The organism is Streptomyces johnsoniae (assembly GCF_031845565.1).
Taxonomy (GTDB): domain Bacteria; phylum Actinomycetota; class Actinomycetes; order Streptomycetales; family Streptomycetaceae; genus Streptomyces; species Streptomyces johnsoniae.
On record NZ_JAVREV010000028.1, the window covers coordinates 43,737 to 55,516 of the forward strand.

An 11,780-nucleotide genomic window follows, 5' to 3' on the forward strand; every position below is an offset into this window, starting at 1 on the left:
AGTACTCCAGGTGTCCTCGTAGCGGTATCGCACTTTCTACAGTCGTGTAGAAGCATAGGGTGCACCGGTGAAGGGGCTTGATATGCCCTTTACGCTGGAGGGCGGGCCCACCGCCCGCCGACGCCAGACGAGCCCATCAGTCGAGAAGGAGCAGCGAACCCGCCATGGGTGAACCTCCCAGTACCAGCCGTGCCGTTCCCCGCCGCACACGAGTGAGCCAGGGCTGGGGGGTGGCACGGTGACCGAACCCCTGCTGCTCCTGCTCGCCCTGGCTCTCACCCTCGCCTGCGCAATCTTCGTCGCGGCCGAGTTCTCCCTGACCACCGTCGAGCGCGGCGAGCTGGAACGCGCGGCCGAGTCCGGCGAACGCGGGGCCGACGGCGCGCTGCGGGCCGTACGGCGGCTCACGCTCCAACTCTCCGGCGCCCAGCTCGGCATCACGGTGACGTCCCTGGTCATCGGCATGCTCGCCGAGCCCTCGCTCGCCGCCCTGCTCCGCGGGCCGCTGCGGGACGCGGGTCTCGGCGGCGCGGCCTCCTCCGTCGCCACCCTGCTGGGGGTGGCGATCTCGACCGTCGTGCTCATGGTGATCGGCGAACTGGTCCCGAAGAACTGGGCGATCTCCCGCCCGCTGGCCGTCGCCAAGGTCGTGGCCGGCCCGCAGCGCGGCTTCACGGCCGTCTTCGGGCCGCTGATCCGGCACCTGAACAACACGGCGAACCGCCTGGTGCGCGGCGTCGGCCTCGAACCCACCGAGGAGCTGGCCTCGGCCCGTTCCCCCGAGGAACTGGTGGCCCTCGCACGGCACTCGGCCGCCGAGGGCGCCCTGGAAGCCGACTCGGCCGAGCTGTTCGTGCGCACGCTGCACCTCGGCGACCTGACCGCGGAGAACGTGATGACCCCGCGCGTGGACGTGCTCGCCCTGGAGGCGCACGCCACCGCCGCGGACGCGGCGAACCTCACCCACGCCACGGGCCTTTCCCGCTTCCCCGTCTACCGCGACACCCTCGACGAGGTCATCGGAACGGTCCACATCCGCGATGTGCTGGCCCTCGAACCGGCCGCCCGGCTCGGCACCCCGGTCACCGACCTGCTGTCCACGCCGCTGCTCGTACCCGACAGCCTCCCCGTGGACCGGCTGCTCGACCGGCTGCGCGCCACCAGGACGATGGCGGTGATCATCGACGAGTACGGCGGCACCGCGGGCGTCGCCACGGTGGAGGACATCGTCGAGGAGGTCGTCGGCGAGGTCCGCGACGAGCACGACCCGCTTGAGGTCCCCGACCTGCTGCCCGCGCCGCCGACCGCCGACGGCCGGCCCGGCTGGGAGGCCGACGGCGGCATGCGCCTCGACCAGCTCGCCGACATCGGCCTGAGCGCCCCGGACGGGCCCTACGAAACGCTCGCCGGGCTGCTCGCCACCCACCTCGCCCGCATCCCCGCCCGCGGCGACACCCTCAGGATCGACGGCTGGGAGCTGACCGTTCTGGACATCGATCACCACCGCGCCGACCGCGTGGCGATCACCGCGCCCGCGGCGGCCAAGGAGAAAGAGGACGCCCGATGACCACGCTGCAACTGGTCATCGGCGCCCTCACCCTGGTGACCAACGCCTTCTTCGTCGGCGCCGAGTTCGCGCTCATCTCGGTGCGGCGCAGCCAGATCGAGCCGCGCGCCCAGGCGGGCGACAAGCGTGCCCGTACCACGCTGTGGGGCCTGGAGCACCTGTCCGCGATGATGGCGACCGCGCAACTGGGCATCACCGTCTCCTCGCTGGTCCTCGGCGCGGTGGCGGAGCCGGCCATCGCGCACCTGCTGGAGCCCGTCTTCGAGGCGGTGCACGTCCCGCACGGCCTCGTGCACCCGATCGCGTTCCTGATCGCCCTGTCCGCCGCCACCTATCTGCACATGCTCGTCGGCGAAATGGTCCCCAAGAACATCGCCCTCGCCGCGCCCGCCCGCAGCGCCCTGCTGCTCGGGCCGCCGCTCGTCGCCCTGACCCGCGCGCTGCGGCCGGTCATCTTCGGCATCAACGCGTTCGCGAACATGCTGCTGCGGCTGCTGAAGGTCGAACCGAAGGACGAGGTGGCGGCCGTCTTCACCGACGACGAACTCGCCCGGCTCGTCACCGATTCGAGCCAGGCGGGCCTGCTGGAGCCCGCGGACGGCGAGCGGCTGCGGGACGCCCTGGAGCTGGGCACCCGGCCGGTGGGCGAGATCCTCGTCCCGCTCGGCCAGATGACGACCGTGGACCACCGCATCACCCCGGCGGGCCTGGAGCGCATCGCGACCTCGGCCGGCTACTCGCGGCTCCCGGTCATAGGCCCGGGGGACACGGTGCTCGGCTACCTGCACATCAAGGACGGCCTCGGACTCACCGAGCGCACCAAGCCGTTCCCCCGCTCCGCACTGCACGCGGTCACCCGCGTGGAGATCGACACCCCGCTCGACGACACCCTCACCGCCATGCGCGCGGACGGCACGCACCTGGCCGCCGTCACCGGCGGAAAGGGCACGGTCCTCGGCTTTGTCACGATGGAGGACGTGCTGACCTCGCTGGTCGGACCGGCACCGGCTGCATGATCCGGTTCCGCCATCTTCTACAGTGTTGTAAATTCACGCCGCGCCACAGAAGGAGGAGATCATGGGCGTAAGCCTGTCCAAGGGCGGCAACGTCTCGCTCACCAAGGAAGCCCCCGGGCTCACCGCCGTTCTGGTGGGCCTCGGCTGGGACGTGCGGACGACGACCGGCGCCGACTACGACCTGGACGCCAGCGCCCTGCTGTGCACCGGCGCCGGCAAGGTCGTCTCCGACCAGCACTTCGTCTTCTACAACAACCTCACCAGCCCGGACGGTTCCGTGGAGCACACCGGGGACAATCTCACCGGTGAGGGCGAGGGCGACGACGAGGTGATCAAGGTGAACCTGGCGGCGGTGCCCGCCGAGATCCAGACCATCGTGTTCCCCGTGTCGATCCACGACGCGGCCAACCGCGGCCAGAGCTTCGGCCAGGTCAGCAACGCGTTCATCCGCGTCGTCAACCAGGACGGCGGCGCCGAGCTGGCCCGCTACGACCTCAGCGAGGACGCCGCGACCGAGACCGCGATGATCTTCGGCGAGCTGTACCGGCACGGCGGCGACTGGAAGTTCCGCGCCGTCGGCCAGGGCTACGCCTCGGGTCTCGCCGGCATCGCCACCGACTACGGCGTCAACGTCTAAGCCTGGAGCGGAGGGGCCATCCTCCTGCCCGTCGGCGGCCGTGACCAGGACCGCGCCGGGCAGGAGGGCACAGGTCAGGCGCTGCCGGAGGTGTCCTCCGGGGGCAGGGTGCCGGTGCGGGCGATGCGGGCGTACCACTGGGCGCTGGATTTGGGCGTGCGGCGTCCGGTCGGGTAGTCGACGTGGACGGCGCCGAAGCGCTTGCTGTAGCCGTAGCCCCATTCGAAGTTGTCCAGCAGCGACCACAGGAAGTAACCGCGGATGTCCGCGCCGGCCTCGACCGCCGCGTGTACGGCGGCGAGGTGGCCGTGCAGGTAGGCGATGCGGTCCGGGTCGTGGACCGCGCCGTCCGGGCCCGCGTAGTCGTCGAAGGCCGCGCCGTTCTCCGTGATCATCAGAGGCAGGCCGGGCAGCTCCTGCCGCAGCCGCAGCAGGAGGTCGTACAGTCCGCTCGGGTCGACCGCCCAGCCCATCGCGGTGGTCGGTCCCGGCGCCCGGTGGAAGGCGACGTCCTCGGCGCCCGGCCAGGCACTGTGCGTGCTCGGCCGGTGCCCGTCGGCGCCCTGCGGGGCGGCGGTGCGGGAGGCGGAGACCAGGGTCGGCGTGTAGTAATTGACGCCGAGGAAGTCCAGCGGCTGGTGGATGGCGGCGGTGTCGCCGTCGCGCACGAACGACCAGTCGGTGAGCGATGCCGTGTCGGCGAGCGTGTCCGCCGGGTAGGAGCCGTGCAGCAGCGGCCCGGTGAACAGCCGGTTGGCCAGGCCGTCGATGCGCCGGGCGGCGTCATGGTCGGCCGGGCTTTCGGTCAGCGGCCGCGTGTGGTGGAAGTTGAGCGTCACCGACACCTGTGATCCGGCGGGGAGTTCGGCGCGTAGCGCCTGGGTCGCGAGGCCGTGGCCCAGATTGAGGTGGTGCGCGGCACGCAGCGCGTCGACCGGGTCGGTGCGGCCGGGCGCGTGCACGCCGGAGCCGTAGCCGAGGAAGGCGCTGCACCAGGGCTCGTTGAGGGTGATCCAGGTGCCGACGCGGTCGCCCAGGGCGCGGGCGGCCAGCGTCGCGTAGTCGGCGAACCGTGCCGCGGTCTCCCGCTCCGGCCAGCCGCCGGCGTCCTCCAGTTCCTGCGGCAGGTCCCAGTGGTAGAGGGTCGCCACCGGCGTGATGCCCTTCTCCAGCAGCGCGTCGGCGAGCCGGCGGTAGAAATCCAGGCCGGCGCCGGTGGCGGAGCCCCGGCCGCCGGCCTGGAGCCGGGGCCAGGACAGCGAGAAGCGGTACGCGCCGACCCCGAGGTCGGCCATGATCGCGATGTCCTCCCGCCAGCGGTGGTAGTGATCGGTGGCAACGTCGCCGGTGTCCCCGTTGTGCACCTTGCCCGGGGTGCGGGAGTAGGTGTCCCAGATGGACGGCGTCCGCCCGTCCTCCGCCGCGGCGCCCTCGATCTGATAGGCCGCGGTCGCGGTTCCCCACAGGAAGCCGGGAGGGAAGACGCGCCCGCCCGGCGTCGCGGGGGCGGCGGATTCGAATGCGGTGGCCACGGGGGTCCTTTCGGGCGGGGACGGTGGAGGGGAGAAGGAAGGAGGGGAGGTCAGCCTTTGACCGCGCCCTGCATGATGCCGCCGACGATCTGGCGGCCGAAGACGACGAACATGACGAGCAGCGGGAGGGTGCCGAGCAGGGCGCCGGCCATGATGAGCGACTGGTCGCGGACGTAGCCCGCGCTGAGCTGGGTGAGGGCCACGGGGACGGTGGGATTGCTCATGTCCAGGGCGATGAAGGGCCAGAAGAAGTCGTTCCACGCGTGGACGAACGTGATCATGAAGAGCACGGCCATGGCGGGCCGGGCGACGGGCAGCACGATGCTCCAGAAGATCCGCAGCGAGTGCGCCCCGTCCATGCGTCCGGCCTCGACCAGCTCGTCCGGCAGGGCCTCGGCGAGGTACTGCCGCATGAAGAACACGCCGACCGCGCTGACCAGCGTGGGGAAGATGACGGACTCAAGACGGAGCCCCCACCCGAGGTCGCTCATCATCATGAACAGCGGTACGACCCCGAGCTGCGGCGGCACCATCATGGTGCCGATCACGAGCATCAACAGAATGTTGCGGCCCCGGAAGCGCAGCTTGGCGAAGGCGAAACCGGCCAGGGTGGCGAACAGCACGGTGGCCACGGCGATGCTGCCGGCCACGATCAGGCTGTTGGTCATGGCCTGTCCGAGAGCCGCGTCCTCCCAGGCGGCCCGGAGATTGCGGAACAGGTTCGGACCGGGGAGGAACGGCGGCGGGCTCTGCGTGACGCGGGTGTTGTCGGTCGAGGCCGCCACCATCGTCCAGTAGAGCGGGAAGAGGGAGATCAGCGCGACGATGCCGAGCAGCACGTAGGCGACAGGACCGCCGTGGTGCTGGCGGCCGGCGCCCATACGCAGCGACCGCCGGGACCTGCGGGCGGGGGGCGGGGGAGCGGCGGAGTGCGTGAACGGCGTGTGCCCGCGCCGCCGTTCCTGCCGGACGGGCTCGACGGATTCGGTGGTCATCGCGACTGCCTCCCGGCGCTCGCCGCGCCCGCCGCCGCGCGCCGCCGCCCCGGCTCCCGCCGGGACCGCGCGCCGGCCAGGACGCGTTGCAGGACGAAGACGAGGATGAGGATGAGGAACATCGCCCAGGCGACGGTGGCGGCACGTCCCATCTGCCCGTTGCGCCAGCCCTCCTCGTACAGCAGCAGGCCGAGGGTCTGGTACTGATTGTCGGCGCCGCCGGTGACGCCGTTCGGGCCCTGCCCGAAGATCAGCGGCTCGCCGAAGATCTGGGTGGCCCCGATGGTGGACAGCACGATGGTGAAGACGATGGTGGCGCGGATTCCGGGCACCGTGACCCGGGTGAACTGCTGCCAGCGGGAGGCGCCGTCGATCGCGGCGGCCTCGTACCGGTCCCTGGGGATGGCCTGCATCGCGGCGAGGTACAACAGCGCGTTGTAGCCGGTCCAGCGCCAGATCACGATGGTGGAGATGGCCAGCTGGGCGGGCCACTTCTCGTTCTCCCAGTCGACGTTCTCGATGCCGACCAGGCCGAGGGCCCAGTTGATCATGCCGAAGTCGCGTTCGAAGAGCATCGTGAAGACCAGGGCGGCGGCGCCGACCGAGGTGGCGTAGGGGGCGAGCGCGGCGACGCGGAAGAAAGCCGAGCCGCGCAGCCGGTAGTTCAGCAGGTGCGCCAGTCCCAGGGCCATCAGCAGCTGCGGGACGGTGGAGATGACGCCGATGGTGAACGTGTTGGTCAGGGCGTTCCAGAAGCGGTCGTCCTGCCAGAGGTTGACGTAGTTCTCGAAGCCCTGCCACTCCATCATGTCCATCGCGGACAGCTCGACGCGGTGGAGCGAGATCCACGAGGTGTAGATCAGCGGGTAGAGGCTGAAAGCGCCGAAGATGATGAAGAACGGGGCGATGAACGTATAGGGCGCGGCCCGCAGGTCGAGGCGGTGGAACAGATTGCGCAGCGGCTGCCGGCGGCGCGGCCCGTCCCGGGCGGGGGTGGGTGGGGGCGCGGGCGCGCTGGAGGTGGCCACGGTGGGCTCCCTTCCGTGAGGAACGCTCGGTGGAGGCGGAGTTACGGGAAGGCCAGGCCGGGGAGTCGACGGGGCGGGAGTCGACGGGACGGGGGTCGGGGGCGCGGAGGCCGGGGGCGCGGGGCCCCGTTGACGGGTGGTGCCGGGGGATTCCCGACGACCGCGACCCGGTGGGAAGCGGCCGTCGGGACGACGTGCCGGGCGCGGGGCGCGCGGGTCAGCCGGCGACCCGCTGGATGTTCTCGTCGACGGAGTCCCACGCCGCGTCCGGGTCCTCGCCCTGCGACTCGACCTGCTGAAGCCCTTGGGAGAAGGCGTCCTTGATGGTGCCGTCCCGGCGGCCGAGCACCTGCTCCGCGGGGATCTCCTGAGCCGCCGCGCCGAAGATCTCGCCCACCGGCGCGCCGTCGAAGTACTCCGAGGTACCGCTCCGCACCGCCTCGGATTCGATGGCCTCCTGGGAGGACGGGAAGATGCCCAGCTCCTCGAAGAGGTAGATCTGCTGTTCCGGCGCGGTCAGCCAGGCGACGAGGTCCATGGCCTCGTCCCGGACCGGGCTGTCCTCCATGACACCGAGGAACGAGCCGCCCCAGTTCGCCCCCTGCGGAGCCGGCGTGACGTCCCACAGCCCGGCGTTGTCCGGGCCGGCCTTCTCCTGGATGTGGGCCAGCATCCAGGCCGGGCAGACGGTGGTGGCGAACGTGCTGTTGGCCAGGCCCGGGTCCCAGCCGGGCTGGAACTGCCGCAGTGCCGCGGTCATTCCCGATTCGGCCGCCTCGGTGGCCAGGTCCCAGGCGTCGGCGACGGCCGGGTTCTCGTCGTAGATCAGGTCGCCGTCCGCGTTGTAGAACTGCTCGGAGTGGCCGTAGACCATGCCGTTGAACAGGCCCGTGGAGCTGTCCATGTACGACAGCTCGCCGTCCGCCGAGTCGGCCATGAACTGCTCGCCGACCTCGACGTACTGCGACCAGTCATCGGCCCACAGCGCCGCGACGTCCTCGCGTTCGGTCGGCAGCCCGGCCTGCTCGAACATGTCCTTGCGGTAGCAGATCGCCATGGGGCCGGTATCCGTGCCGAGGCCGATGATCCGGCCGTCGTCCGTGGTCACCTGGGGCTGCTTCCAGGGCAGGAAGTGATCGGTGCCCGCCATGCCCGCGAAGTCGGCGAACTTGGCCGCCTGGGTCTCCACCATCTCCTGGGCCCGGCCGATCTCGATGCCCTGAATGTCCTTCAGGCCGCTGCCGCCCGCCAGGTGGGTCTGCAGCGCCGTGTAGTAGGTCTGCTCGTCACCGGCGACCTCCGCCTCGATGGTGACCTTCGGGTTCTCCGCCATGTAGCGGTCCAGGAGGTCGGTCTCCGCGTAGCCCATGACCCCGAACAGGCCCATGGTGATCGTGACGGACCCGTCCTCGCCGCGTGCGTCGCTCTCGCCGCCCCCGCATCCCGCGACCAGCGCGAGTGCGGTCACGGCCGAGGCGACGGCCAGTCGTCGGGAGCGGGATATGCGAGGGAAACGGGATGGAGCAGGCGGATGCGTTGAGCCATGCGGACGGAGGCGACGGGGGGTGTCATCAGGCATGAAAACATCTCCTTGCGGCAGCTTTGTCGCATGAGAGCGGAAAGCCCGTTGGGATCGATCCCAAACGAAGTGGGAACGATCCCACCGGGCTGTGGAAGACTGTCGCCCGAAGGATGACGGTGTCAAGGACACAGACTGAAACGCTATGTGTGAGAGGAGAGTTGACCTCGTGGTGACACCGCGTCAGAAGCGGGAACAGCCAGCCGCCGGCGGCGGTCGGCGCCCCACCATCAAGACGGTGGCCGCGCGCGCCGGCGTGGGACGGACCACGGTCTCGCGCGTGCTGAACGGGTCTCCGCTGGTCAGCGACGAGGCGAGGACCGCGGTGCTGACGGCCATCGCCGAGCTGAACTTCGTGCCGAGTTCGGTGGCCCGCAGCCTCGTCACCAGCAGAACGGACTCGATCGCCCTGGTGATCCCCGAGTCCGAGAGCCGACTCGGCTCCGAGCCGTACTTCTCCGCCGTGATCCGGGGCGTCAGCGAGGCGTTGGCGGGAACCCAGCTGCAACTGCTGTTGATACTGGTGCGCGACCAGCGTGAGCTGGACCGCCTCCAGGAATTCCTGACGGCCGGCCGGGTGGATGGCGTTCTGCTGGTCTCGGTGCATCGCGACGACCCGCTGCCCGGCCTGCTGGAGGAGCTGGGCCTGCCCACGGTGCTGGCCGGACGGCGTTCTGCCGAGGAGCCGCTGCCCCACGTCCACTCGGACAACGTGGGCGGCTCCGCCGAGGCCGTGCGCCATCTCCTGGCCCGCGGGCGCTCGGAAATCGCCACGATCACCGGCCCGTTGGACATGGACGTCGGCAGCAGCCGGCTGCGGGGCTGGCGGGAGGCGCTGGTCGAGGCGGGGGCCCCGGCAGGCGAATCCCTCGTGGCACCGGCGGACTTCACCGAGGAGGGCGGCCGGTTGGCCATGCGCGCCCTGCTGGAGCGCCATCCCCGTCTGGACGCGGTCTTCGCCGCTTCTGACGTGATGGCGGCGGGCGCGCTGGCCGAGCTGCGCCGCGCCGGACGGCAAGTGCCGGACGACGTGGCGCTGGTGGGCTTCGACGATTCGATCGTCGCCCGGCACACCGAGCCGTCCCTGACCAGCGTGCGCCAGCAGGTCGAGGAGGTCGGCCGCACCATCACCAAGATGCTGTTCCAGGAGATCGCCCGTGGCGGCAGCGCCCGCTTCCCCGTGGTGCTGCCCACCTCGCTGATCGTCCGGGCCTCCAGCTGAGATCGCGGGGCGCGCCCGCCGGCTTCCCGGGTCCGGGCGTAGGGTGCTGCGCCATGAGCCCTTCCATTGCGACGAACACCAGCGTGACCCTCGCGCAGCTGCTCGACTTCGTGCGCCCCCGCCACCGGGCGATCCTGCTCACCCGGCGCGCGGACGGCTCCCCACAGGGGTCGCCGCTCACGTGCGGGGTGGACGATGCCGGGCGCATCGTCGTCTCGACCTACCCCGAGCGCGCCAAGACGCGCAACGCCAGGCGCGACCCCGAGGTCAGCCTGCTCGTCCTGTCCGACGACTGGGACGGCCCCTGGGTGCAGATCGACGGCACCGCCGAGGTGCTGGACGTGCCCCAGGCCGTGGAGCCGCTGGTCGAGTACTACCGCAACATCGCGGGTGAGCACCCGGACTGGGACGAGTACCGGGCCGCGATGACGCGGCAGGGCAAGTCGCTGATCCGGGTCACGCCGCTGCGCTGGGGCCCCGTCGCCACCGGCGGCTTCCCGGCGCGCCTCGCCGCGCGGTAGCCCGGGTCCCGCGCCCACCCTCATCGCCCCCCACGTTGATGTCCGATTCCCGCGAGTGGACGTCGTCGCGGCCCGGCACACTGGGGGACGTGATGGACGACGACAGCAGGTACGAGGCGGTGCGCGGCCGTGACGAGCGCTTCGACGGGGTGTTCTTCACGGCCGTACTGACCACCGGCATCTACTGCCGGCCGAGCTGCCCGGCGACGACGCCCAGGCGGGAGAACGTCCGCTTCCACCCCTCGGCCGCCGCCGCCCAGGCGGCGGGCTTCCGGGCCTGCCGCAGGTGCCGCCCCGACGCGGTGCCCGGCTCCACGGAGTGGAACGTCAGGGCGGACGCGACCGGCCGCGCGATGCGCATGATCGCGGACGGCGTCGTGGACCGGGAGGGCGTCGACGGGCTCGCCCGGCGGCTCGGGTACAGCGCGAGGCAGGTGCAGCGGCTGCTCACGGCCGAACTGGGCGCGGGCCCGATCGCGCTGGCCAGGGCGCAGCGCGCGCACACCGCGCGGCTGCTGCTCCAGACGACCGGCCTTTCCGTCACCGCCGTCGCGTTCGCGGCCGGGTTCTCCAGCGTGCGCCAGTTCAACGACACGGTCCGCGCCGTTTACGACCGCACGCCGAGCGAGCTGCGCGCGGGGGCCCGCGGCGCGGCGCGCCGCGCCGGACCGCCCGCACCCGGCAGCGGCGTCCCGCTGCGGCTCGCCCACCGCGGGCCCTACGACGCGCCGCACGTCTTCGACTTCCTCCAGCGCCGCGCGATCGCCGGCATCGAGGAGATGACCGGCGCCCCCGGCACCAGGGTCTACCGCCGGTCACTCGCCCTGCCGCACGGCACCGGTGTGGCCGAGGTGGCCGAGCCGCCCTGCACGCCCGGCGGCCGGTGGATCGAGGCGCGGCTGCACCTGACCGACACCCGGGACCTGACGACCGCGGTGCAGCGGCTCCGGCGGCTGTTCGACCTGGACGCCGACCCGTTCGCCGTCGCGGAACGGCTCGGCGCCGATCCGGTCCTCGGCCCGCTGGTCGCCGCCCGGCCGGGGCTGCGCGCGCCGGGGGCGGCCGACCCCCAGGAGCTGGCCGTGCGCGCGGTCCTCGGCCAGCAGGTCAGCGTCGGCGCCGCCCGCACGCTGGCCGGCACGCTCGTCGAGGCGTACGGCAAGCCGTTGTCCTCGCCGGACGGCGGGCTCACGCACGTCTTCCCCGAGCCGGGCGTGCTCGCCGGTGCGCCGCTCGGCGAGCTGGGCATGCCCGAGGCGCGGCGCGCGGCGATCCGCACGCTGTGCGCGGCGCTGGCCGACGGCACCGTTTCCCTCGACGCGGGCGCGGACCGCGACGAGGCCGAACGGGCGCTCCTCGCGCTGCGCGGCATCGGGCCGTGGACCGCGGGCTATGTGCGGATGCGTGCCCTGGGTGATCCGGACGTCTTCCTGCCGGGGGACGCGGGGGTCCGCCACGGGCTGCGGATCGTCGGCGCGGACGCGGGCGCGGCGCGGGCGTGGCGGCCGTGGCGTTCGTACGCCCTGCACCACCTGTGGACCGCGACGGGTCCCGGTGCCTAGGTGTATTGCTCACAAGCGTTGTTGACACTCGTTGGGGCTTGATCATGGCGAAGACCTCCGATGTGGTGGAGCTGTCTAGGACTGCACCGCATGGAGGTCTTCATGTCCCACCGTAATGCCC

At 71.8% G+C, this 11,780-nt stretch carries 10 protein-coding genes; 6 read left to right on the forward strand and 4 right to left on the reverse strand.

What is annotated here, in order from left to right; all coding sequences use genetic code 11:
* The first annotated feature begins 238 nt into the window (after window positions 1-238).
* The 3 genes from RM779_RS32230 to RM779_RS32240 all read left to right on the forward strand — a co-directional run bounded on the left by RM779_RS32230 (window position 239) and on the right by RM779_RS32240 (window position 3,220).
* Window positions 239-1,567 (forward strand): hemolysin family protein, encoded by a 1,329-nt coding sequence (locus tag RM779_RS32230; protein WP_311621345.1) that lies wholly within the window; start codon window positions 239-241, stop codon window positions 1,565-1,567.
* Window positions 1,564-2,583: a hemolysin family protein gene (locus tag RM779_RS32235; RefSeq protein WP_311621346.1), complete on the forward strand. Its 1,020-nt coding sequence runs from the start codon at window positions 1,564-1,566 to the stop codon at window positions 2,581-2,583. Before RM779_RS32230 ends, RM779_RS32235 begins: the two co-directional genes overlap by 4 nt.
* A gap of 61 nt (window positions 2,584-2,644) precedes the next feature.
* Window positions 2,645-3,220 carry a TerD family protein gene (locus RM779_RS32240; protein WP_077058337.1) on the forward strand — a complete coding sequence of 192 codons (576 nt, stop codon included), beginning with the start codon at window positions 2,645-2,647 and terminating at the stop codon, window positions 3,218-3,220.
* A gap of 74 nt (window positions 3,221-3,294) precedes the next feature.
* On the opposite strand, the gene RM779_RS32245 is transcribed toward RM779_RS32240, so the two are convergent.
* From RM779_RS32245 to RM779_RS32260, 4 genes are all read right to left on the reverse strand, one after another.
* A complete protein-coding gene (locus tag RM779_RS32245) occupies window positions 3,295-4,752 on the reverse strand; it encodes a GH1 family beta-glucosidase (RefSeq protein WP_311621347.1) in 1,458 nt (485 codons plus the stop codon).
* A gap of 50 nt (window positions 4,753-4,802) precedes the next feature.
* On the reverse strand, window positions 4,803-5,747 hold the full coding sequence (locus tag RM779_RS32250; protein WP_311621348.1) for a carbohydrate ABC transporter permease: 945 nt from the start codon (window positions 5,745-5,747) through the stop codon (window positions 4,803-4,805).
* Entirely contained in the window at window positions 5,744-6,775 is a 1,032-nt protein-coding gene (locus tag RM779_RS32255) for a carbohydrate ABC transporter permease (RefSeq protein ID WP_311621349.1), read from the reverse strand. Before RM779_RS32255 ends, RM779_RS32250 begins: the two co-directional genes overlap by 4 nt.
* 217 nt (window positions 6,776-6,992) lie before the next feature.
* A complete protein-coding gene (locus tag RM779_RS32260) occupies window positions 6,993-8,243 on the reverse strand; it encodes an ABC transporter substrate-binding protein (RefSeq protein WP_311621350.1) in 1,251 nt (416 codons plus the stop codon).
* 280 nt (window positions 8,244-8,523) lie between these two features.
* Here RM779_RS32260 and RM779_RS32265 point away from each other — a divergent pair, with 280 nt between their 5' ends.
* The 3 genes from RM779_RS32265 (at window position 8,524) to RM779_RS32275 (ending at window position 11,659) form a co-directional block, all read left to right on the forward strand.
* A complete protein-coding gene (locus RM779_RS32265; protein ID WP_311621351.1) occupies window positions 8,524-9,576 on the forward strand; it encodes a LacI family DNA-binding transcriptional regulator in 1,053 nt (350 codons plus the stop codon).
* A 53-nt stretch (window positions 9,577-9,629) separates the two neighbouring features.
* Complete coding sequence (locus RM779_RS32270) at window positions 9,630-10,097, forward strand: PPOX class F420-dependent oxidoreductase (protein ID WP_077058331.1); 468 nt, start codon at window positions 9,630-9,632, stop codon at window positions 10,095-10,097.
* Window positions 10,098-10,189: 92 nt separating this feature from the next.
* A complete protein-coding gene (locus RM779_RS32275) occupies window positions 10,190-11,659 on the forward strand; it encodes an AlkA N-terminal domain-containing protein (RefSeq protein WP_311621354.1) in 1,470 nt (489 codons plus the stop codon).
* The last annotated feature ends 121 nt before the right edge of the window (window positions 11,660-11,780 follow it).